General features: G+C 37.6%; 27 protein-coding genes. 18 read left to right on the top strand and 9 right to left on the bottom strand.

Features of this window, described 5'->3' with window-relative positions; translation table 11 throughout:
- Positions 1–45: 45 nt before the first annotated feature.
- The gene (treY, locus tag LUA86_RS17310; protein WP_231465124.1) at positions 46–4,101 is read right to left on the bottom strand and encodes a malto-oligosyltrehalose synthase; all 4,056 of its coding nucleotides are present in this window, start codon (positions 4,099–4,101) and stop codon (positions 46–48) included.
- The gene (treZ, locus tag LUA86_RS17305) at positions 4,102–5,937 is read right to left on the bottom strand and encodes a malto-oligosyltrehalose trehalohydrolase (RefSeq protein ID WP_231465123.1); all 1,836 of its coding nucleotides are present in this window, start codon (positions 5,935–5,937) and stop codon (positions 4,102–4,104) included. It lies immediately after the preceding gene.
- Between the two features lie 284 nt (positions 5,938–6,221).
- Between treZ and LUA86_RS17300 the strand changes: the two genes are divergently transcribed.
- Complete coding sequence (locus tag LUA86_RS17300) at positions 6,222–6,992, top strand: DUF72 domain-containing protein (RefSeq protein ID WP_231465120.1); 771 nt, start codon at positions 6,222–6,224, stop codon at positions 6,990–6,992.
- A 7-nt stretch (positions 6,993–6,999) separates the two neighbouring features.
- Here LUA86_RS17300 and LUA86_RS17295 read toward each other — a convergent pair whose 3' ends face one another.
- Complete coding sequence (locus LUA86_RS17295; RefSeq protein WP_231465119.1) at positions 7,000–7,233, bottom strand: hypothetical protein; 234 nt, start codon at positions 7,231–7,233, stop codon at positions 7,000–7,002.
- Between the two features lie 270 nt (positions 7,234–7,503).
- Here LUA86_RS17295 and LUA86_RS17290 point away from each other — a divergent pair, with 270 nt between their 5' ends.
- The gene (locus LUA86_RS17290; protein WP_231465117.1) at positions 7,504–8,028 is read left to right on the top strand and encodes a DUF421 domain-containing protein; all 525 of its coding nucleotides are present in this window, start codon (positions 7,504–7,506) and stop codon (positions 8,026–8,028) included.
- A 4-nt stretch (positions 8,029–8,032) separates the two neighbouring features.
- Here the strand turns inward: LUA86_RS17290 and LUA86_RS17285 are convergent, their stop codons facing one another.
- The gene (locus LUA86_RS17285; protein ID WP_231465115.1) at positions 8,033–8,461 is read right to left on the bottom strand and encodes a DUF1810 domain-containing protein; all 429 of its coding nucleotides are present in this window, start codon (positions 8,459–8,461) and stop codon (positions 8,033–8,035) included.
- Between the two features lie 227 nt (positions 8,462–8,688).
- Here LUA86_RS17285 and LUA86_RS17280 point away from each other — a divergent pair, with 227 nt between their 5' ends.
- The gene (locus LUA86_RS17280; protein WP_231465113.1) at positions 8,689–8,970 is read left to right on the top strand and encodes a hypothetical protein; all 282 of its coding nucleotides are present in this window, start codon (positions 8,689–8,691) and stop codon (positions 8,968–8,970) included.
- On the opposite strand, the gene LUA86_RS17275 is transcribed toward LUA86_RS17280, so the two are convergent.
- Positions 8,967–9,248: a hypothetical protein gene (locus tag LUA86_RS17275; protein WP_231465111.1), complete on the bottom strand. Its 282-nt coding sequence runs from the start codon at positions 9,246–9,248 to the stop codon at positions 8,967–8,969. The two genes, LUA86_RS17280 and LUA86_RS17275, sit on opposite strands and share 4 nt — an antisense overlap.
- On the bottom strand, positions 9,249–9,593 hold the full coding sequence (locus LUA86_RS17270) for a hypothetical protein (RefSeq protein WP_231465109.1): 345 nt from the start codon (positions 9,591–9,593) through the stop codon (positions 9,249–9,251). It abuts the gene before it with no gap.
- A 168-nt stretch (positions 9,594–9,761) separates the two neighbouring features.
- Here LUA86_RS17270 and LUA86_RS17265 point away from each other — a divergent pair, with 168 nt between their 5' ends.
- From LUA86_RS17265 to LUA86_RS17245, 5 genes are all read left to right on the top strand, one after another.
- Complete coding sequence (locus LUA86_RS17265) at positions 9,762–10,223, top strand: PA2169 family four-helix-bundle protein (RefSeq protein ID WP_231465107.1); 462 nt, start codon at positions 9,762–9,764, stop codon at positions 10,221–10,223.
- A 117-nt stretch (positions 10,224–10,340) separates the two neighbouring features.
- Positions 10,341–10,562, top strand: a complete 222-nt coding sequence (locus LUA86_RS17260; protein WP_231465105.1) for a hypothetical protein — start codon at positions 10,341–10,343, stop codon at positions 10,560–10,562.
- Positions 10,540–11,034, top strand: coding sequence for a hypothetical protein (locus LUA86_RS17255; protein ID WP_231465103.1), 495 nt, complete (start codon positions 10,540–10,542; stop codon positions 11,032–11,034). The genes LUA86_RS17260 and LUA86_RS17255 overlap by 23 nt, the downstream gene beginning before the upstream one ends.
- 158 nt (positions 11,035–11,192) lie before the next feature.
- Positions 11,193–11,681 carry a PRC-barrel domain-containing protein gene (locus LUA86_RS17250; protein ID WP_231465101.1) on the top strand — a complete coding sequence of 163 codons (489 nt, stop codon included), beginning with the start codon at positions 11,193–11,195 and terminating at the stop codon, positions 11,679–11,681.
- Positions 11,682–11,823: 142 nt separating this feature from the next.
- Positions 11,824–12,519: a DUF1826 domain-containing protein gene (locus LUA86_RS17245; RefSeq protein ID WP_231465099.1), complete on the top strand. Its 696-nt coding sequence runs from the start codon at positions 11,824–11,826 to the stop codon at positions 12,517–12,519.
- 147 nt (positions 12,520–12,666) lie between these two features.
- Here LUA86_RS17245 and LUA86_RS17240 read toward each other — a convergent pair whose 3' ends face one another.
- Complete coding sequence (locus tag LUA86_RS17240; RefSeq protein WP_231465097.1) at positions 12,667–12,849, bottom strand: hypothetical protein; 183 nt, start codon at positions 12,847–12,849, stop codon at positions 12,667–12,669.
- A 382-nt stretch (positions 12,850–13,231) separates the two neighbouring features.
- Between LUA86_RS17240 and LUA86_RS17235 the strand changes: the two genes are divergently transcribed.
- The 4 genes from LUA86_RS17235 (at position 13,232) to LUA86_RS17220 (ending at position 15,014) form a co-directional block, all read left to right on the top strand.
- Positions 13,232–13,987, top strand: coding sequence for a hypothetical protein (locus tag LUA86_RS17235; RefSeq protein ID WP_231465095.1), 756 nt, complete (start codon positions 13,232–13,234; stop codon positions 13,985–13,987).
- Positions 13,987–14,388: a DUF5675 family protein gene (locus LUA86_RS17230; protein ID WP_231465093.1), complete on the top strand. Its 402-nt coding sequence runs from the start codon at positions 13,987–13,989 to the stop codon at positions 14,386–14,388. Before LUA86_RS17235 ends, LUA86_RS17230 begins: the two co-directional genes overlap by 1 nt.
- Positions 14,389–14,608: 220 nt before the next feature.
- Positions 14,609–14,869 (top strand): hypothetical protein, encoded by a 261-nt coding sequence (locus tag LUA86_RS17225; RefSeq protein ID WP_231465091.1) that lies wholly within the window; start codon positions 14,609–14,611, stop codon positions 14,867–14,869.
- Positions 14,850–15,014 (top strand): hypothetical protein, encoded by a 165-nt coding sequence (locus LUA86_RS17220; RefSeq protein WP_231465089.1) that lies wholly within the window; start codon positions 14,850–14,852, stop codon positions 15,012–15,014. The genes LUA86_RS17225 and LUA86_RS17220 overlap by 20 nt, the downstream gene beginning before the upstream one ends.
- Positions 15,015–15,153: 139 nt before the next feature.
- On the opposite strand, the gene LUA86_RS17215 is transcribed toward LUA86_RS17220, so the two are convergent.
- Entirely contained in the window at positions 15,154–16,359 is a 1,206-nt protein-coding gene (locus tag LUA86_RS17215; protein WP_231465087.1) for a hypothetical protein, read from the bottom strand.
- Positions 16,360–16,730: 371 nt separating this feature from the next.
- On the opposite strand from LUA86_RS17215, the gene LUA86_RS17210 reads away from it, so the two are divergent.
- Entirely contained in the window at positions 16,731–17,426 is a 696-nt protein-coding gene (locus LUA86_RS17210; protein ID WP_231465085.1) for a hypothetical protein, read from the top strand.
- Positions 17,427–17,468: 42 nt separating this feature from the next.
- Here LUA86_RS17210 and LUA86_RS17205 read toward each other — a convergent pair whose 3' ends face one another.
- Positions 17,469–17,681, bottom strand: coding sequence for a hypothetical protein (locus LUA86_RS17205; protein WP_231465083.1), 213 nt, complete (start codon positions 17,679–17,681; stop codon positions 17,469–17,471).
- A 167-nt stretch (positions 17,682–17,848) separates the two neighbouring features.
- Here LUA86_RS17205 and LUA86_RS17200 point away from each other — a divergent pair, with 167 nt between their 5' ends.
- From LUA86_RS17200 to LUA86_RS17180, 5 genes are all read left to right on the top strand, one after another.
- On the top strand, positions 17,849–18,292 hold the full coding sequence (locus LUA86_RS17200; RefSeq protein ID WP_231465081.1) for a LexA family transcriptional regulator: 444 nt from the start codon (positions 17,849–17,851) through the stop codon (positions 18,290–18,292).
- A complete protein-coding gene (locus LUA86_RS17195; protein WP_231465079.1) occupies positions 18,270–19,514 on the top strand; it encodes a Y-family DNA polymerase in 1,245 nt (414 codons plus the stop codon). The genes LUA86_RS17200 and LUA86_RS17195 overlap by 23 nt, the downstream gene beginning before the upstream one ends.
- A 146-nt stretch (positions 19,515–19,660) precedes the next feature.
- A complete protein-coding gene (locus LUA86_RS17190; RefSeq protein ID WP_231465078.1) occupies positions 19,661–20,365 on the top strand; it encodes an SOS response-associated peptidase in 705 nt (234 codons plus the stop codon).
- Between the two features lie 532 nt (positions 20,366–20,897).
- The gene (locus LUA86_RS17185) at positions 20,898–21,275 is read left to right on the top strand and encodes a hypothetical protein (RefSeq protein ID WP_231465076.1); all 378 of its coding nucleotides are present in this window, start codon (positions 20,898–20,900) and stop codon (positions 21,273–21,275) included.
- Positions 21,276–22,194: 919 nt separating this feature from the next.
- Positions 22,195–22,824 (top strand): P-loop NTPase fold protein, encoded by a 630-nt coding sequence (locus LUA86_RS17180; protein ID WP_231465074.1) that lies wholly within the window; start codon positions 22,195–22,197, stop codon positions 22,822–22,824.
- The last annotated feature ends 112 nt before the right edge of the window (positions 22,825–22,936 follow it).

Here is a 22,936-nt window from a genome sequence, read left to right as displayed (position 1 = left end):
GACTTAGAAATAAGTCAGAACCGAACCAATTTAGCCTTTGTCGGGTTAAACTCTTCCGTAACGCTCCGCTTCCAATGCCAAAGCTTTACTAATTGATTCGTTTAAGGCGTTTTGTTGTAAACGCCAGTCCCAATTTCCAGTTCCTGTTCCGGGTACATTCATACGGGCTTTTTCATCGAGCGCTAAAATATCCTGAATAGGCAAAATCGCCAGTTTGGCAACAGAACTATAACACAACCTAATCATCACCTGATTTATATTGCTTTCAGATACTTTAATTCCAGTATAATCAGATATTCGGTTGTGCATATTTTCATCAGCCTCTTTATCAAACCAGCCTTTAACCGTGTTATTGTCGTGCGTACCAGAATACACAATGGTATTTGACGAACTAAAATTATGGGGTGCGTGTGGAGATGATGGAAGTTGTTCGCTAAAGGCAAATTGTAAAACCTTCATACCCGGTAAATTAAAATCATCCATAAGTGCTTCCACCTCTGGTGCGCTTTCCCCTAAATCTTCTGCAATAAAAGGAAGTTCGCCAAGTTCTTTTTCTAATATTTCGAAAAAGGCAGTCCCCGGACCTTTAACCCATTCGCCACTAGTTGCATCTTTTGAGCCAGCCGGAACCTGCCAATAGGCTGCAAAAGCTCTAAAATGATCTAATCTTAATAGGTCGTAAAGTTTTAGGTTTTGTTTCAGGCGGTTTACCCACCATTGGTAGTTGTCTTTTTTTAATGCTGCCCAATCAAATATCGGCATGCCCCAAAGTTGCCCCGAAGCATTAAAATAATCAGGTGGAACGCCTGCCATCTGCAATTTGTTCAAATCATTATCCAACAAAAAATGTTGCGGGTTTGTCCATACCTCAACCGAATCTTCATCAACATAAAAAGGTAAATCTCCAATAATGTGTATGCCCTTTTCGTTTGCGTAAGATTTTAGCTCCAGCCATTGCTTGTAAAAGATAAATTGCTGCCAACAGATTTCCTCTATTTCTTTTGCATAATCTTTTTTAAATTTTGTTAAAGCTGCTTTGTCTTTAAACTTATAATCATGCTCCCAGTTAATCCATTCTTGTCCTTGCTGGTGATTCTTAATTGCCGCATATAATGCATAGTCGGGCAACCAATGATGTTCTTCCTTCAAAAAAGTTTTAAATTCAATTTTCAAATCGCTGTTTGCCGCCTTATCAAATGCCTTAAAAGCTTTTTTTAGCAAAGCTGATTTCGTTTTTTCTGAACCATCAAAATCAACATCACCTGCTCTGGATATCTTCGCTGCCTCCAAATCTTCCTTGCTTAATAATCCTGCTTCACCAAGCATACTAGGGTTTATTAGCAACACATTACCCGCCATTGCCGATGCACTGGAATAAGGCGAATTTCCGTTTGCAGACTTAGTTGGATTTAAAGGTAAAATTTGCCAGTAGCATTGTTTAGCCTTCTGCAGGAAATCAACAAAATCGCGGGCGGAGCTGCCCATATCACCGATACCAAAATCCGTATTCAGCGAGCTGATGTGTAACAATACACCGGCTGCTCTTGCCGGTTGTCTATCAACCAAATTAAGCATCGCCAACGGCAATTTCTTAAATAATTGCGCAGCTAAAATGCCTTCATTTAAAATATCTTTGTGGCCATCTGTGCCATTTAATAAATCTGTCCAGCCAAGTGGTGCACCAGCGGGTAAAATGATTTGTGTATCGCTCCAATCGAAATCTTCTGCCTTAAATTCTGAAGTTTCAGCTAGTTTCGCGAGGCCTAATGGTACTGCAGTTATTATCCAGTTATTTTTCCATTTGCGGGCAAAAGCAAAAAGCTGTGCAGCATATTTTCCGGTAGTTTTTAAGGGGATGTAATCGCCCTGGCTAAATACCTTCGGATACTTTTTCCTGATGTTTAATAAGCGTGAGGAAAGTCCGATTTTTGCTTTTCCGGTTGCTCTTTCTGCCCATAGTGATGCTATTGGCATTGTTTCGTTTATCGATTCGAATACTGAAATTCTGCTTTCATAATCTACAGGGCGGCGATTATCCGGATCGACCAGTGATAAATCCCAGCATTCGCTGCCCTGGTAAAAATCGGGAACACCTGGAGCGGTGCATTTGATTAAAAGCTGCGCTAAACTGTTCAGAATGGCATAATCCTGAATCTCTTTAATAAATGCTCTGATTTTGCTGTAGATTGTATTTTCAGGGTCGAGCATTGCTTTGCTTAATGCTTGCAAAGCTTGTTCGTATTCTTCATCAGGCGAAGCCCAGTCTGATCTCTTTTTTGCCTCGCGAACTGCTTTTTCTAAAAATGCATCCATTCTTGAAGCGAAAGTTTCAGCTTCAAAATCTTCATAAGGTAAAGCGCCAACAAGCGTTTGAATTAATAAGTAAAGGTCGTTTGGGTGGACAGTGGTTAAGGTTGGGAAGCTTTTTTTATCTTGCTCCATGACTGTTTTTAAATCCATTACAAAAGCAGACCAGGCTTTCGGAACATCGCTAAGCACATTCAATCTTGCTCTGAAATCTTCCCCTCTTTTTGTATCGTGAGTTGTGCTTGCGCTTTGGCTATGCGGCCATGTTTTCAGCCGCTGCTGCATTAGTTTATGAAAAGCGGCAACGTCTGTACCGAAATGAAGGGGAGAATCTCCAACTTCATTATGTCCGGTGAAACGATTGTAAGTAAACATCAAGGTATCTTCAACACCTTTAGCCATTAGCGGGCCACTAAATTGCATGCAGCGCTGATAAAATGCGCTAAGATGCTGGTTAATCTTTTTATCTGAAGTTGATGGTCGGGTAATAAATACTTCGTTAAGGATATCGGCAGCATTTGCATGTTCTTTAGTCGCTTTCAAACCTGCTATTAATGATTTCAATTGCTCAAGGTTTTCACCTTCCATCGGAAAATCATAAGCATAATAGCGATATACAGGCATTGCAATCAGCATTTCTGCTATAGCGGCTTTAAATGCATCGCGGTCAAATGATAAACCTTCATCAAGGTTTAAATCGTAAAATAGTTTACAAAGGTTTTCCAGTTCACCCTGCATGCTTTTTGTTAAAATTGCCCTCTTCTTTTCCTCCATTAACACTTCTGGTACATGCTGCTTTCCGGTAAATTTTGCATAAGTATCATCAAGGGTTTTCTCTGCATCGCGATTGGTAAATAAATTATTTAACTGCGCCAGAAATTCATAGCCTGTTGTGCCGGCCACAGGCCAGGTTTCTGGTAATTCTTCGCCTAACTCCAGGATTTTTTCTACAACGATATAGGCATCTTTGCCAACCTCTGTACGCAATCTTTTCAGGTAAGCTTCTACATCAAAAAGCCCATCAATGTGGTCAATCCTTAGTCCTTGAAATACGCATTGTTTGCAAAGCGCAAGAATGTAGCGATGGTAATGCTCAAAAACATCCGGATGCTGAATATTGAGACAGATTAAACTGTTTACGGTAAAAAATCGTCTGTAATTAATGCGTTCATTGGTTTCCTGCCAGTTACAAAGCCGATAATGCTGGCTTTCGGCAATCCTTAGAATTGATTCTGCAGAGGTGTTTATCGTTGTCAGGTTTGATTTGGATAAGGCTCTTGCGGTAGCCATGTTCACCGGCCAATAATCATCACCACTTGCGATATAGAAATCTTTATCACGGGTTTTAATTTGTATGGATTTATCTTCGATGGCCTCCTGAAGTGATTTACCTAAAAAAGGCACCATTATTTTGCCATCTCCTGATTTAAAATCAATATCGAAATAGCTTGAATAAATACTTTTCTGACCATTTTTAAGCACATCCATCAGCCAGCTGTTGTTTGGATGAAAGGCCATGTGATTGGGTACAATATCCTGTATCCAATTCATTTTTAGTTTTTTAAGCCTGGCTGATAAATCTAAAAGTTCTTTCTCTGTCCCGATTTCTGGATTGATTTCCAAGGGGCAAATTACATCATAACCATGTGTTGAACCTGGAAAAGCTTTGAAAATAGGGGAGGCGTATATGGTATCGACACCAAGTTTATGTAGGTACGGGAGAATTTCTTCAAAATCTTTAAAAGTAAATTCTTTGTGGAACTGAATACGGTAAGTAGATGCAGGGATGATCATTTATTTTATAAAAATTAATATCGATTGTGCTTGAATAATTTTAGGAATTGTTAGCGCATTAACCATTGGTAATGAACCTCCGTATTGGATGGATGCGGAGTTTAACGCAAGGCTAAAGCCTTGCAGATTGGATAGAAAGCCAAGATCGTGGTTAGCCTCTGAAAAATTTAATATACAGACTGCATGTTGCCCGGCAGTTTCTCTATGAAGTGTTAGCAGGTTTTTATCGGTATAAGCCTTTGCCAGCGTATTTTTACGATTTAAACCTAAGGCAGGGTTTGATTTTTTTAAGGCGATAAGCGCTTTATAATAGTTTAACATCTGCCGGTGTTTTTCTTTTGGCAGGTTTTCCCAATCCAATTTAGAGTTCATAAAGGTTTCCTCAGCGGCTGGGTCGGGCAGTTCTTCCGGATGGTGGAAATCTTTAAACTCTTCTTTTCTGCCTTTTCGAACGGCTTCATTTAGTTCGGGGTTTGTATGGCTAACGAAATACTGAAAGGGTTTTTCGCTCGCCCATTCTTCTCCCATAAATATTAATGGAAGAAAAGGAGCACAAAAGACTGCTCCGGCCAATACCTTAGCTAAGTCAAAACCAATTAACTGGCTGCTTCTCTCTCCAAGCATGCGGTTGCCTACCTGGTCGTGGTTTTGAGAAAATATGATAAATTGCTCTCCAGGATTATCATTTGGAACGCCAAATTTTTTCTTGCGGTGAGGAGAATAGGCGCCCGTATACACATAAGCATCGTTGTAGGCTTTTGCTAAATCTTCGATACCATTAAAATCTGAATAATAACCAATTGGCTTTTGCCCGGCGGCAACCCTTAGTGCATGGTGAAATTCATCAACCCATTGCCCATGCATGCCATAACCATCTTTTTCTACCGGATTAATGAAGCGCTTATCGTTAAGGTCGAGTTCGGCGAGCAGGTAATGTGCTTTTCCAGATTGTGCGGAAAACCGTGCTACGTGTTCACTAATGGTGGCCAGAATGTGTTTCGGACCGAAATCTTTGATGGCATGTACCGCATCCAGCCGCAAGGCATCAATGTGGAAATCGCGAAACCACATTAATACGTTCTCTATAAAAAAATCTCTTACTCCATCACTCCATGCATCATCGAAATTTACTGCAGAACCCCAGGGCGTTTTGTATTTATCTGTAAAATAAAAGCCAAAGTTAGGTGCATGATTTCCTTCCGGGCCGAAATGGTTATACACCACATCCAAAATCACGGCAATTCCTTTTGCGTGACAGGCATCAACCAATTGTTTTAAACCATCGGGGCCGCCATAACTGTTTTGAACTGCGAAAGGAAATACGCCATCATAACCCCAATTTCGTTCTCCGGAGAACTGTGCCAGGGGCATCAGTTCAATTGCGGTTACGCCCAAATCAACTAAATGATCTAATTTATCTTCCAGACCTTTAAAATCGCCGCTGGTGCTAAAAGTGCCAACATGCAATTCATAAATAATGTAGTCTGTTAAAGGTATTCCTTTCCAGTTTAGATGCTGCCATTTGTAGGTTTGCTGGTTATATGCTTTTGATTTTCCTTGAACGCCATCCGGTTGAAAAAGAGATGCCGGGTCGGGGAAAATTTCAGATTCTTTAGTTTCATTGCCAAAAAGTTCTATCATATAATCATCTCCTTCCGTAACTGCGTTTGTGGAAAGCGTCCAATAACCCAAATCCTTTTCTTCCAGTGGCAAGGTAAGGCTTTTGGATGGAACCTTAAGGTTAACTGCTTCTGCTTTAGGCGCCCAAACCCAAAGCCCGGCAACGCCGTCTTTAAAATTCAGACCAATTGTTCTTTGATTAATGTTTATTTGCATGGTATCTTCTCTGAAACAACAAGCTTTTAGGAATAAAGGTTTACAAAAAATAGGTCTATTGGAAAATAATGACACAGCAGGCCTTTGTTTGTAAAGATTTGCGCAATAATGAAATGCGGCATCCACTGAAAACAATTGTCCCTTATCATTTTACTTTTATGATTTAATACCTGAACAAATCATCTTAAAAAAGGTTCTGATAATGAAAGGTAGCTGAACATAAAAGTTGTGTTGCCTTATGTATTTCTTTTGATGTTATAAAACAGCCTTTACCAGTTTGCACTATGGGTGATGTAATTTCCAATATGATTTCAAATTATTACAGCGGTAGCAGTGGATTGCTATTGCCGGTGCCAAATAAACTGCACTATCCTGAAGCGTTTCAAGACAAACCGAGGATGGCGTATTATGGCGCTCTGTATAATTCGATTGAGGTAAATAGCAGTTTTTATAAAATACCAAGGGCTGTTACTTTGCAAAAATGGGCAACATTGGTTCCCGAAAATTTTGAGTTTAGCTTTAAGCTTTTTAAGGGCATCAGCCATAGTAAAGGTTTAGATTTTGAGCCACAGGTTGTTGCAGATTATATGTCGGCATTGAATGGTGTTGGGGATAAAAAGGGCTGTTTGCTCCTTCAGTTTCCGCCGAGTATTGGGCATCAGCTTGATAAAATACATGCCTTGTTATCGATTGTGCAGGAACATAACCTTGGAAAGCGGTGGAAAGTTGCGGTAGAATTTAGGAACAATGTGCTTTACCAGCCTGAAGTTTACACACTCCTGGCAGAACATGATGCAGGTATGGTTCTCCATGATAAGCAAGCTGCTCCAAGTCCGTTGTTGGATACACATCCAGATTTTGTTTATTTACGTTTCCATGGGCCGGATGGTAACTACCGCAGCAGTTATGATGAAACTATTTTAGCAGAATATGCAAGTTATATCATCGACTGGATGGCTCAGGGCAAAAAGGTATATGCTTATTTTAATAATACGATGGGTTCGGCGCTCGAAAACCTGCAATGCCTGCGCAGTCTGGTAAAATCAGAAGGTTAAACCCGGATTATTGTAAAAGGGAAAACGACTTTAAAACTTCTTCTTTATAATTGATAAAGTTAATTTTTGTGAAGGTGTAAGCAGGATTTAACTGCTGTATGAAAGTTTCTGTCTGGCTGTAAATGCTATCCAAGTCTTCGGGTTTAAAGAGCATTAAATTTATCTCCATTTGGTTGTATTGATAAATGTCTTTCACCTTATCTCCAAGCAATAGCTTTAATCCTTCCAAGATTTCTTTCATAGCAAAGTTTCTTAGATAACCTTTCCCTATATTAATAGTTCGCAAATTTTTACACTTATTAAGAATAAAAATTTAGTTTAAACATTGGGTGGTTTAAGGCTAAAATTTAAAAAGGAAAAGTGCTGCAGGTTGTGAATTAGGGAAAACTAAAGTGCAGGCTTCAGGTTATTTATAGGCAGGAGATAAGCGTCCGTAAATGCAATTTGATTTCAACAGGCAGTAGGCTTTGCTCACTGCCTGTTTTTTTTGGTAAATCCACAATGTGTAAATATGGAAAAATTATTTTTTAAAGATTGGCAGAGTTTGGCAAACATTGCGCTTTGTGCTTTTATAGGTTATATCACACTTTTTATTTTCATCCGCATTTCCGGTAAACGAACGCTTGCTAAACTTAATGCATTTGATTTTGTAGTGACGGTTACTTTGGGTTCTACCTTATCTTCGATGATATTAGCCAAAGTTACGATAGCGGAGGGTTTGGTTGCTTTGCTCATTATTATTTTACTGCAATATGCGCTTGCCTGGACAGCCAGAAAATCTGCGGCAGCTGAAGCGATTATTAATTCTTCTCCAACCCTTCTTTTTTACAACGGGCAATTTATAAGGGATGCGATGGACAAGGAGGTGATTACAGAAGAGGAGGTTTATGCCGAAATCCGGAAGTACAGGCTCTACCGTATGGAAGACGTGCAGGCTGTTGTTATGGAGCTTAACGGAACTTTTACGGTTGTTAAAAAATCATTACCCAGTACGCACACGAGTTTAGATGATTTAAATACGGAAGATTTAGGCTAATGTTTTACGCTTGATTCTGAAGTATGGATAAAGTCTGTTGGTCGGCTTCGCCATTAAAATACTTATCCAACACCTGTTGACAAAGTGGATTTGCCTCTTCCAGCTGTGCAAACAAGGACATGCAGGAGCGGAGTTTAAGGTTATCGGGGTTTCCAAAAATATCGAGGGCAGATTTATCCTTAATGTTCAGGGTAATTTTAGTTATCTCCAAAAGGTTTTCGCCGAGTACGGGATGCTGGAGAAAAGCCTGTGCTTCTGCCAAATCGTTGAGCCCGTAGAACTGTGCAGTTTCGCTTTTACCCAAACCTTTTAACTGCGGGAAAATGTACCACATCCAATGGCTTTCTTTTCTACCGTTTTTGAGTTCGTCTACCGCCCTCATATATGTTTCGTTTTGGGCAACCAAGTACCTGCTTAAACCTTCGCTATTCATTATCTTAGTGGCAAAAGTACAAATAAATCGCCTTTTGCTACGTTGAGGAAAGTGCTAATTTACTGCGTATTTGTACGTAATAAATTGCATCCGGTTAATTAGCAATCGAACAAAAAGGGGATAAGCATTGGCCTAGATTTCTTAATCACAGCACCAATAGGAATATCGTAATTGTTACTGAATTTATTCAATATATTTATCACCCAATTAACCAGATACACGCCCTCATGTTCAGTAACCCGCAAACCGGGACACGCATTATCGTCTTTAAAAGTCGCACCATCGTTGTCAATAGAATAGCTCCTGATAAAAAACAATTTAGAATTTATATAGACGGTGCCTATAAAGGTATTTTAGAACTTACCGAGGAGGGCTGGACCCATACCCCGGGTTATATTTTGCCTATGGGTGTGTTTACCCTGCTCACCAAAAGAATGGGTATAGGCGAATGGACTGAGGGACAGGGCTCCTCAACAAATGACGCTGGTGCTGAAGAGCCTGAGTTTTAGTAATATGCTATCTGCAACTTGTTGTCTTCTACCCAAATGTAGGTGGTTTTGCTGGCCAGGTAATTGTGTATCGGGTATTTAGTGCCCAGTTTTGATAAAGATTCTATCAGCTGTGCTTTCAAAAGCTTTAACCTGTTTTTACGATACATCCGTTTTTCACGAAGATTAAATATTTCCACTTCATTAATTTGTTCTTCCAGTTGCTGGTCGATATCGTGTACTTCGCTGAGCAGCGATATATAATCGTTAAACTGTTCCTGTATGGTTAATGTACTCATCTATTTTTCTGCTTCTTCGATAATTATATAACCCCCTTCGCAATGAATAAGCACATCGCTACCGTCACGCTTATCTTTTACCATTACTTTGGTGTTAATTTTACAAAGTTTGCCAACTAATACATCCTGTATTTCTCCCCATTCTGCACTTAAATCTTCCAATATTTTTTCGGCCCTTTCGCGTTCCATTGCTGCGATTAAATGGGCATCGGCCTCTTCTGCACTAATATAATCCTTATCTTTTAAATCGGGAAGGGTAGCTGAATCGAGTACTTTTTTAGCTTCTTCTACCTGGATTGATTTGTTTTCGAAATCATCAAATATTTCCTGCATTGTTTTGTCCATAATCATGAAACCATATCTATTCCTATATGTTTTCAAAATTGCAGATATGTGGATAAAAGTTTTGACATGTTAGGTGGATGAGAGAGAAATAAACCTTTTGAGAATTTTTATTTTTAAAACAATCTCGAATTAACGGCTGTTTTACATACAATCTATCAAAATAAAAATATGGAAAATCAAGAAAAAACCGTTGAAGTCTTAAATGACTTAATTGAAATTAATAATGACCGTGCTGATGGCTTTGATAAAGCTGCTAAAGATATCAGTGAGGAGAACATAGATTTGAAAGCAACATTTGAGCAGTTATCTTCTCAAAGCCGTAAAAACGTAACTGAGCTTGCAGGTTTAGTGGGCAGACATGGTGATAACCCGGATACCGGCAATACCATTTTAGGTAGTTTACACCGTGCCTGGATTGACATTAAATCGAGCTTTGGTGGTGATGACCGCACCAGTATTTTAGAGGAATGTGAAAGAGGTGAGGATGCTATTAAAAAAGCTTACAGAGATGCTTTACAGGAAAATGAACTGGGTGAAGAAGTTAGAAATCTTTTACTGGATCAGCAGCAAGGTATCAATGCCAGCCATGATACCATTAAGGCATTAAGAGATGCTCATAAAGCATTATAGTTAATACACATCTTACAGTAAAAAAGGGGTTCATTTATGAGCCCCTTTTTCTGATCTATGGCCATAAATTGTGTGTGAAAACATTCTAGGCCATTGATGGTTATATAGCGCAAGCCCATGGAAAAACTCATTAATATTTTAAAAAGTACTTTAAAGGATTATCCCATTATCGACATTGTACAAAGTGGCGGAAGAACGCTCGATATTATTGTATCGACGAAGGAAGATGCCAAATCTATCCGCAATATGGCTGAACTGATACATGAGGATAGCGAAATTAAGATAAAAGACATTCAGATTAATTTTGTGGATAAATATGGAACCCGCTTCGAACGCTAACCGAACCAACCAGAGCAGCCCAGGTAAAATGATGGTGCTGGATTATTTATTTGAAGACCAATCCGGATTAAAGGCCTACCAGCTGATTCGCCAGGTGAGCGGAGCGGTGTGGCTGGTGCTTGATGATGACGAGTTGCTAGCTACGCTGGATAAAACAGACGGCCGTTGGGTGGCTGTTGGCGATTCGAGCCTGGATGTTTCGAGATTGAACCATATTGGTTCTTTTATTGATAAACAGCATTTTAATTTTTTGCCGGGCAAAATTAAAAGCCACTGGGCCGACTGGGTTCAGGAAGTGATTATGGAAAATGACAGTTCATACCTGGTTATCTGCCGGGCAAATACTGATTTCTTTCGGTTTAAAAGTGTTTTCAGTGCTTTTATTGGTCAGCTGGTAGAGGATGAATGGGAAATTACCTTTAAGGTTTATAATTCCGATTTTACGGATGAATTTATGGTTCGTGTTTATTAAGGCATTTGGCAGATTTGTTTCAATACTTTAAGCCATATTTCATGTTTTTTTACTGGCTTGCCTGCTGCGGCAGGCCTGCATGCGATTAAAAAATGAAACTATTTTTAAGCGATGCTGTTCTTGTTTATATCTATTTACCTATTTAAAACCTAATTGATATGCATACGAACAGTATAAATTACAGCAATTTAGAAACGCTTTCCACTTCAGACTACCGCCTTGCCAATGATGGCGCAGACATTACGGGCTGGCCGGTACAGAATGAAGCAGGTGCGGTTATTGGAAAAGTGAATGACCTGCTTTTCGACCCTGCTAACAATGCCATCCGTTACATTATTGTGGAACTGGATTTGGCATTGCTTAACGAAGAAAAAATGGTGCTTATCCCTATTGGTGTAGCCGACCTGGCTGATGATTCGAAAACCATTATTGTGCCTGATTTCCATTTAGACCAGTATGCTGCCATGCCAAGGTATATTATGGATGAGGTGAGTTATGAAATGGAAGATGAAATCAGAAGGGTTATTGGCAGCCCGGCCGCTTTACGGATGGAGGATGAAATTGTAGAAATTGATCGTGAAAATTTTTACAGACACCATCATTTTGACCGTGGGAACCTGGTGCGTGAAACCCAATCGAGACTATAACCGCTAGGTGTAGATTTTAAATTCTCTATCAGATTTTACAACCGGAATGATGGCTTTAACAAAGGCTATTGTTCCGGTTTTTTTCTGGCTGGTTTTTTTTAAAATCCTCTTTTAATTTTGTGGTAAATGTTTATATTGAGCCATGCGTGAATTTTCTGACAGCCGCCAGGTGAAGGTTGTTTCGAGCTTTACTGAACTGGCTGAAAGCCCTTTTGAGGGACAGCAAAATGCTGTTTGCTGGGCCAGGCAGCCGGAAGGGGATTTTGAAGCGCTTGTGCATCAATTACAACTTAAAGATGATGTTACGGAAGTGTCTGCTGAAGATTTATTAAAGTTAAATTTATCGGCAGCGGGTAGTGCGGCGAGGAACACAATTTTAAATGACCTGAAATGCCTAAAAGATTTTGGTGCTCAGCCCACGCTTAATCTGCTTAAAGCTTATCCGCGGGATGATACCTTCGATTTTATTTCTACAGATGTTTATTCTTTCCATGTTGACCGATCGCCCGTAGCTGCGGATACTTTTTTATGCACCTATTACGGGGCTGCCAGTGATATTATTGCCAATGAAGATGTGGAGCAAAAGGTGCTCTTGCCTGAAATCCGACAAAAATTAGCCGAAATATATGATGGTGATGAAGGGGATTTTGAAGATTTTTTATCGGATTATTTTTTTGATTTACATTACCAGCCCAAAGCGGGTGGCGCAATTGTTAACCTTGGTGTAGGGCATTTGTGGAAACTGGCGGTAGATTATCCCGGGCAGGCTGTATTGCCTTGCGTACACCGGGCACCGCTCGAAAAAGCCAATGAATTGAGGTTGTTGTTGATATGTTGAGCTTTATAAAATCATTAAGATTTATTGTTTTTGTTGCAAACTCCTTTGAACCTTTAAGCATAAAGTATTGTGGATATGATAAAAAACCCGGGGATGTGGGGCGGGTTTTCTATTAACAGGACAACTAACTTTTTAGATAAAGACGAATCAAATTTTTCTGATTAGCTCAATACTGATGCCCGAATAATCTGCAAACTCCTCAATAGTTACATATTGGAATTTATCTTTACCTAATAAATGTTTCAAATTTTTAAGCATCATTTGTGCGTGCCTTAAACTTTTACCTGTTAATAAACTAACATCTTTCGGATAAATGCATACTCTTTTCATGTGTTAAGGTTTGATGCCGAAACAGATTGGAGGTGCCCTTAGTAACTTATTTGAACAAAATATTGAAAAACCAATTTAGTACTATTACAGTACTCTATCTATGCTTTATCCCTACTTGATCTATGCTTCATCTACCTAGCTAGTTAGCTGATGCTTCAAATTACTATCCCTGCCCGAGCGTTTTCTAAAAGAACGATTATTAATTACGACTAAGTTAATGCTTTGATTTAAAGGCTGCAAGCGAATAAAAGAGCTAAAAGCGTATAAAGCGAAACAGACGAAATAGGTGGTTAATTATGATTCTTAACGAAGCAATGGTTGGTTTGCGAATCTGCTTTAGTTAATAGACTGCAATTTTGTAAGCAGATGTAAGAACCATATTATGGCACGTCAGGAAGGAATCATTAAATTAAAAGGACAAATCGGGGATTTAGCCTTTTACAAAACTCAGGATGGATATCAAGCCCGTACAAAAGGCGGTATATCGGCAGATAGAATTGCAAAGGATCCAAGGTTTCAACGCACCAGAGAAAATGGTGCAGAGTTTGGCAGGGCTGCTAAGGCTGGCAAGCTGTTTAGAACTGCTTTCAAAACTTTAACAAGTCAGTTGGCTGATAATAAAATCAGCAATAGATTGGCTAAGCAGATGTTAAAGGTTATACAAGCGGATACCATTAACGAGCGAGGCATGCGTTTGGTACTTGATGCTAAAACAGAACTTTTATCGAGGTTTGAATTCAATATTAACGGAATTATGAGTACTACGGTAAACATGCCGTACACCACAAGCATTGACAGAGCTGCCGGGCTGGCCACAATTAATTTTGCGGCATTTAACGCGAGAGATTTAGTTGTGTCGCCGAGAGGATCTACCCATTTTAAGCTTAGCGCAGCAACTGCGGTTATCAATTTCGAAGATGGAGTTTTTGAATTAAATGTGCAGGACAGTAGTACTTTGCCCGTTAGTGATGTTGCAGTGCCAGCTACTATTTTAAGTTGTAATGTTGCGCCTGCCGCAATTAAACCAATTTTTCTTTTGCTTGGCATTAGCTTTTACCAACGCGTAAATGGGGTTGACTATATTTTAAGCAATGGTGCTTATAATGGTTTAGTAGTTGCCCAAGTTAGCGGCTTGTAATGGAGCTTGTTTTAAACCGAACCTATTACAAAGGTGGTACAAACGGAAAAATAAGTTACAGGGGCGAACATATTTGTGAAACTATTGAATTGCCGTGGCGAAACAATAAGAAAAATATCAGTTATGTACCGGAAGGGCGATATTTGTTGATAAAAAGACAGCATCAAAAACATGGTTTACAGATTGCTTTAAGTATTGTTCCAAACCGTGAAGCAATATTGATCCATCCTGCAAATTTTGCATTAAGAGAGTTGCAAGGTTGTATTGCACCGGTGACTAAATGCACCGGAGAGGGAAAAGGAAACTATAGTAGAGTTGCCTTAGACAGATTGCAAAATCTGGTTTATCCCATTTTGGATGCAGGAGAAAAAGTATACCTGATAATTACTTCGGTGAAATAGAGATGCTGGTGTCACTTATGGCATAGCCCAAAAGTAACCAAAAACCCAAGGCTTCCCGAAATGCTCGGGACAGGTGGATCGGATGGCGGATAAATTCATTAAAGTTCGATTGCGGCAACACAAGCGCCCGGTGTAGAATCGGGAATAACGCGTTGCCTTATAGCTAAGTTATTGAAAGCTGGTTCTGAAACTTTAATGTTTTCTCCTTCCATCATTTCCTATGCCAGAGGGCAGGGTATTGTGGGTTTGTCTATTATTAAATTTTTTAAAAATCAAATCGAAAAATAATGTAACTCCATCTTCGGGGAAGAAGTGGTTACGAGTTGTTAAGAAAAGTGTTGCTATTGCTGGGCGTATAGCGGGCATATTAATGGTTGCGCCATTTAAGTTACCAGGCAAAATTGTTAGTCTGGCTCAATATCTTGCCATGTTTGCAGGCATTGTAAAAGCTACTGAGAATAATGAGCAACAGCGAGACTAAAATGGGTATGTTTGGTGGTGTATCACTAAGTGTACTTGGGCAAATGCCTAGCAATATATTGCAAACGGTTTTACTGGCTGCCTTAGGGGCTTGTGTAAGTTTTTTTGTAAGCAGAATATTGCAGTGGTTAAGTAAGATAAAATAATAGTAGCGCAGCTTTTATATAATTTATGAACGGGTATACAGAAATGTATACCCGTGTTTTTTAAGAAAGATTTTTAATCTTGAGGACTAAAAAAAGAGAATAAAAAAACAAGAAAGATCTAAAATAAAAGATAATATAGCTATTTAGCTTCCTCCTTCAATTTATTGATAATTTGAGGCGATAGTTTCCATGAATAGTCTTTTAAGATCCTTGCATATAATTCTCTCCATTTCGCAGAATCTGAATTCGAAAGTTGAGATTTTTGCGCTTTTAGAATGTTGATGATGTCATAAACACTATGGTAACCTGGGTATTTTGTTTCACATTCCTCGAACTTTGAAATGGCCTCATCAATTTGTCTACTAAATAATAATTTGAATGCATCATTTTCATATTCTTGAGCAAGCTGATACCTATTACCAATCATTTTATTGTTGCCAACTTGTAAAATCAAAGCATTTTCCATGTTTGCATTCTTTATTGTCGTTACTGATATTTGTTTATCCTTTTCCGGACTAACGCGTTTAGAATAAGTGGTATCCAGCTTTATAGCCATTACTTGTGGATATAACCTTGTATCTTTATCGTAAATTTTTGATTTTATAGTTGCTAATGCCTGCATCGCATTTTGAATTGTTGTTTGATTTATTTCAGATGGAAGTGGTAAGAGTGTTGTGACCTCTTTCGATTTGATACCGACTACTTCAATCATCATAGTGCCCTTGACCTTACCTGCCTTAGCAGCAATGCCTATAGATGATAAATCTCCAATATTGATACCTGCTTCATTAGTTGTTAACAGTGTAATTAGTCTAAGACCTACTCCGACTCTATTAAACCCAATAAATTTTTTAGTATCATCAACTTGAGGAAGGGTAGCAAATTTCATGTAATCCATTGTGACTTTATAGCTGGAGTGCTTTGCTGAAATTGTTATAGGTGTATAAGAAATACCACCTTCAGCAGTTACTTTACCAATGCTAACCAATACAGTCTCATTATTTAAGAATTCAAGTATTTCATCTGTACTTAATAACTTAATTTCTTTATTATACATTTGGTTCTGGCTACTCAACTGTATTTTATCATCGTATTCAATTGGATCTACTGGAACAAAATTTCTGAAATTATCATATGTAAGGCCTTTTTCAAAAATCTCTTTGTGTGTTTTACAGCTGAAAAATATTATGGGGAAAAGTACATAAATGATCTTTTTTTGAATTAACAGGTTTATGTAGGCTATTTTAATCTTGCTTATATTTAAATTCTCAATTGGTTTAACATCTACTTTAAGACATAAACTGATGCGTGAAGAAGCATAGCATGATAAATTTTGGTTTGACATGAGCGTTGAGTTTAATTAATTTTTTGTTGCCAGTTTTGAACATAAATATAGCTATACGTTTTGATGGACACTATACTTGAATTTAGGTATTTTTAGATATAATTTACTACTACATATTAGTATTAATATACTGTAACAATCAAATAGATTTCTACCAATTGTATCAAATCTTAAAAAAGTTTTCTTATTTATATTCAATGATATGTTTTGAATATAGAGCATATATGATTATACCTAGAAACTACAATTATATTACTTTAATCTAATGATCTTTAATTACAGTATATTATCATCTAATGAAGCATTTTTGCAATATTACTTTATGTTATAGCCTTAATTTCAGTATATTAGAGTCTTAATCGCCCTCAAATATGAATTTTTTTAAAATATACACCAAGGATAGAGTTATCAAGGCGCCTCTTATTAAAGAAACTAAGACGCCGGAAAAAAAAGATAAGAAAGAATTGCCTTATATAATAAACCTTGCTGTTGCCTTATCAACAATTTTGACTTCACTAGGATTGATATTTACTGTTTGGCAACTTAAACTTAGTAATGAACAATTTTATACTGAAAATAAAGGTGTAGTTAACTTTAAACTTACAGGCAACATTAATATTATAGCCCCTGATGTTAAAAGGAATGTTATGGAATACAGTGCAGAAACATTGGAAATGAAAGGAGATATTGAAAACATAGGGCATACCCCTGTAGAGATTGTTTTTGAGCAATTTATCTTGGAGGACAATAATGGTAAGCTATCATCAGAGGAGAATATTTTGAATAAGATTATACTGAACCCAGCCGAGAAATTGCCAATTTCGTTTCCTAAAATACATCTCTGCCCTAACCATAATGAAACACATAGTGTGCTGTTTTCTGCACTAAAAGAAAGAAACTTGAGAGGTTTTTTCAGAATTAAATATAATAACTTACATGATAAGAAGCGATATTCGGTAATTGATCGAAATTATGATGTGGAATTCGATAACGATAATGGTATTAGTTTAACTTATACAAATTTTAATGATTCTAATAAGTCATCAAATTTTAGCCTATTTAATTAATAGTAATACGTTTACCATCCTTAATAATGGATGGCGTGAATATTAAGAAAGCATTTGGCATAACCGGGCAAATATTAGATTATGGATATCATGCCCATCAAGGCGATAATATTCACCATTTTTTTTCTCCATGAAACCAACGAATTTACTGTTTATCATTACCCTGATTAAATTATCGGAACCTTCGACTTTATTCAAAACGATTAAATCTTTACCAATATTTACTATACGCTGATATCCATTTTTACTTATCATAATTCAAAATTGCTAATTAATTTAGTAATTGCCAAATATAATTTATAACAAAAAAACAATTGTTTATTAAAGCCAATAAATGGTGTTATTCTGATTTAGAGTGTTGAAAACTCACCTTTGTATTACTAATATATTTAGTAATTTTGTTGTGTTTAAGTTTAAGTATTATGATAAGACAATTAGAAATACCAAAGAATAGTGCACTGGAAACATTGGATAATCCGGGAAAAGTTTCTGGCTTTATATCACCTGCTGAAGATTATAAACAGCGTAGATTGCATATCGCACAAAGGATTGTTACCGACCCCACGAATACTTTCTACTTTGAAGCGGATGATGATCATATGCGTTATTATGGCATTATGAAAGGGAGTATAATTGTGGTTGATAAATCGGTGCCAGTAAGCTCAGGGAAATTAATTGTTTGTTGTGTTGATGATGAGTGGCTTACCCGAAAACTGATTATTAAAGGTGAAAATACTTATCTGTGTATTAATGATAGTATGGATGCCTGCATGAATATCACTGGTAAAATGATTACCATATTTGGTGCGGTAACCTGGACTTGCTTACCACATTCTAATACGCATGTTCGCACTAGCAGATTGTAATAATTTCTACGCAAGTTGCCATCGACTATTTGAACCACAATACAATAGCGTACCCGTAGTTGTGTTGAGCAATAATGACGGATGTGTAATTGCCAGGAGTAATGAGGCAAAAGCCTGCGGTATTGCAATGGGCGCACCATTTTTTAAGATACGTGAAGAGATTGCTAAACATAATATAGCTGTTTTTAGCAGTCATTATACTTTGTATGGAGATATCAGTGCAAGGGTTATGACTAATCTAGCAAGATTTACACCTGATGTAGAGGTATACAGTATTGATGAATGTTTCTTAGGGCTGAGTGGTTTTGATAATTTAAGTGCCTATGGCAAAGAAATTAGAGACACTGTGATTAACAATACAGGAATACCAATCAGTATAGGAATTGCACCAACTAAGGTATTGGCAAAGGTTGCTAATAAAACTTCCAAAAAAAATAACGGTGTAATGGTACTTGAAAGTGCAGAACAAATTGCTGCTGCATTGGAGCACTATCCAGTTGAAGATTTATGGGGTGTAGGGAGGCAATTTGCACATAAACTTATTAAGGGCGGTATTGAAACCGCTGCACAATTCAGGGCGTTACCAGTTGATTGGGTACAAGCTCACATGACGATAGTAGGGGTAAGGATGTGGCGTGAGCTTTGGGGTGAAAGTTGTATCCCATTAAAAACCGTTCTTGATCCAAAAAAAGGCATGTGCACCAGCAGGGCATTTGGAAAACTTACAACCGATTATAATCAACTTAAAGAAGCTACATCAAGTTATGCGGCAAGGCTTGCCAGTAAACTGCGTAAGGAAAAGTTATGCGCCACAGTACTTTCTGTAAAATTGCTGACTAATAAATTTGTAGACCAAAAGTTACAAGCTTATCCTAGTATTTCAATACCATTGGAACACCCTATAAATAATACAGTTGATTTAATTAATACCGCACTTTGGGGTTTAAAGAAAATCTATTTACGCGGTTATCAGTATCAAAAGGTAGAAGTAAATGCCACAGGATTAATCCCTGAATCAGAAGTGCAACTGAACATCTTTAATGAATTTAAAGGTGTAAAACACGATAAGGTTTCGAAGGTATTGGATAAGTTGAATATGCATTACGGGGCTGGCACTTTAAGAATGGCTGGCGAAGGATTAAAGCAAAAGTGGACAATGAAACGAGAGTTTCTCAAACCCTGTTACACAACAAACTGGAACGACATAATAAAAGTAAAATAATATGAAAGAACTATTAGCGCTAATCAAAAAATATCTGATAAAGGAGGCTTCTACATTAAACCAAATTTCTGACAAACCAAAAGCCAGGCGAAAAAAGAAGTAAAACCATATAGTGGCATAGCGTGTTATCAATTTAAATAGTAATCATGTGTGCCAGATATACCCTAACTGCTGAGGAAAAAGAAATTCTCAAAACACATCCACATCAAATTCAAGGAGAGTGGACACCAAATTATAATCTAGCCATTACACAGAAAGGATTGGTTATCACAGCTGATGAACCAGATATTATACAGCAAATGAGTTTTGGTATTGTGCCTCACTTTGCCGATAGCTTAAAGTTAACCCGAGATACCTGGAACATTAAAAGTGAAACGGCTATGGAAAGTAAGTTGTGGCGGCCACTTTTAGTTCATCATAAAACATGCTTAGTAATGGCCGATGGTTTCTACGAATGGAAGAAGGATCAAAGAGGAGAACAGCAGCCTTACCGTTTTACCGTTAAGGATAGAAAGTTATTTTGCTTTGCAGGCTTATGGTCTCAATGGGTTGACCCAGAAACAAAAGAGGCATTCCGCACCTATGGCATCTTAACTACAGAAGCTAATCCATTAGTGGCCGAAATACATGTTAAAAAACGCATGCCCGTTATTTTAACTAAAACGGAAGAAGAAATATGGTTAAGTAAAACATTATCGCTTGAAAGCAAAATGAGCGTACTAGATCCTTTTCCTCAAGAACTTATGAAAAGGGTGCAAGTAGGTAAGCGGGTGAATGCTGTATCTACTTTAAAAAAGCCTAACAATGATTCAGATTTATTGTTGCCATTAAATACCGATGATGATGCTTAATTCACAGCCTTCTTCCTATACTTCCTTATAAAATTCACATCAGCTGATTAAAAATCTGTATTAACAGTTAACGAAATGCGCTTCGCTTAACATTTCGAAGATCTGGATTTTCTTTCTTAATAGATTGCAAATATGTTGTAATTTTTGCTGCCAAAGGCACTTAAAGAAAATCACGAAGAGCGGGATTAAAACATCTAGTTGTGCTTTCATTCTTTAGGGTTGTATTTATTATCCTACAGCGCCGTATTGTAAGAATACTTATTGTATATCTTGCGCCACCCCTACTAAATTAAATATGATAATGCTATTGAAATGGTGCAAAATGCATTATAACTATTTGATCCCATGCAGAATAGTGGCTATCGCATCATATATCTCAGTTTGGAAAAATATAATTTTCTTTTAGTAGTGTTAATGGTATTAGTAGTGCTGTGGTACACCGGAATATTAGAATCATCTTTCAGTGAACTTTTCATACGAAATCGTGAATAATATGAGCGTTAAATGGATATACTTAATGTTTCTTTGTTTATTGGTCATAGGACAAGTAGATTCAAATGCACAGGGTTGTGCTATAGATAATTATAACAATTTCAATAGGGTTTTTAATGCGCCAACTGGGGCAGGAGCAAGAACATTTCTACCAGGTAATGGACGTAATTTTGTTAGATGGGAAGGCGTTTGTGGGCCACATACTTATGTAAGTATTACAAGCACTGCTAATGGAACTTGCAGTGTGACTGAATCTGGGGTAACTCGAAATGGGATATATTATCCAACTGTCTCATCTCCATTTACTAGTGCTTGCCCCGTGCCATTAGATGATTACATAATTTATTTAATCATTGTTGTTGGCACAATTTCATATTTTCATTTAAGAAGGTTTCATGGAAAACGATTGAAGATTTAACAGCTTAAATGCCAGTTAGAGCATTAAAATGATTATAACGCCTGTATTAAAGTGCCGGCGTATTTCGGCTAACTCTTTTATTTTATAATAAATTTAAAACAATTGTAACATTACTTGGTTAATATAGCATCATCAACCTATGGTGATTCATACTTTGGTTAGTTTGGTTAAAAAGCCCTCAATTACTTGAAGGCTTTTTTTTATTACTTTCTTTTTCTAATCACAAGTAACCCTAATGCTCCAATTGAAATAAATAGAATAGGAGTGTAGTCGTCTAAGGGACACTGAATATTTGTGAAATCATACAGAAAATTGTCAATACCACAATCCGTATTTATGCAGCAAAGTGTTGTTGGCACTCTGAGAGAGAAGACAGTAAATCGCGGACAAACAGCAGTATTCGTTGTTAGCGTGGAAAAAGGAGACACATCATATTTGAATTTAGAAGTGTTCCCCGCACCGGTGCCAAATCCATTTCTATTGTAGTGTATGATACCAGTAAGGTTCTTACCGCAACCCGTAGTTGGTTGTGCATTAAGCTTAAGTGATGTTAACAAAACAAAACTTAATAAAATTGTATAGATAGGTAGCTGTTTAACGCAGATTTGCATACAACAAGTTACTTATTACAATCCTGCCCTGCGCTATTCACTTTGTTCAACTTATTTAGAAATGCTTTGCTCAAAAAATCTCTAATAAATAAGACTAATTTTTAATGTATAGATTGCAAATCTGTTTTCATTGTTACTTCGAGATACGCTTTGCTCAACATCTCGAAGAGCGAGGTTAGCAGTCAGCAGGGAATATTTTTGAAATCGGTATATTATATATAATTTAGAAAAAAAATAGCTCTCATCTTTATCTCCATATCCTTTTTTTTACGATGGATATTGCATGCAGGTGCCAAAACTTCTATACCATGGAGAAAACCGATAAACCAAAATTTCTAAGCAATGTACCGTTAGGGGAAGACTTGTTTGAAGGGAAGTCCCAGGAAAAGATAGCAACGGTACTTGAAGAAGTACTAGTTGACGACCAGTTCCAGATTGTTGGAATCGATGGCGGTTGGGGTACAGGGAAAAGCAACCTTGTCAGGATGTTGGAAAAACGGATGAAAAATCATGCTTTTTTCCTTTACGATGTCTGGGGGCACCAGGAGGATGATCAGCGCAGATCAATTTTGATAGAATTAACCGATCATCTCTGCGCCGACAGTACAGACTTGGTCGCCGATAAACATAAATGGAAAGAAAAATACAAAAGGCTTTTAGCTAAAGAGAAAGAGGTCACTACAGTAAACAGGCCATCCTTGAGCGTCGGATTTATTCTTTCGCTATTCCTGATTGTTTATGTTCCCTCGGTTACCGCATTTGCGAAAGACATGGAGATAGGTCTATGGAAGTTTTTACTTGTATTATTTCCGCTGATTCTGATCTTACTTATTTTCTTATATAAATGGGTTTGCAGTGCAAAAGGCAATTCCTTAGGTGAATCGGCAAAAAAGGCGCTACAAGAAACTTTTCAGGTTTATAATTGCATATACCAATAAATTTGACCCCCTTTCGCCAATTTTAAATTGACCCCCAGAGTTGTTGCTTGAAAAAAGCAGAAGTTGTTGTACTAAATGGCATTTTAGAATTGATCTTTCAAGTCCTGTTTAA

The organism is Pedobacter sp. Leaf132 (assembly GCF_920984695.1).
In the GTDB taxonomy this organism is placed as follows: domain Bacteria; phylum Bacteroidota; class Bacteroidia; order Sphingobacteriales; family Sphingobacteriaceae; genus Pedobacter.
The sequence above is the reverse complement of the archived record's forward strand: the minus strand, read 5'-3'. Positions and strand labels throughout refer to the sequence as shown.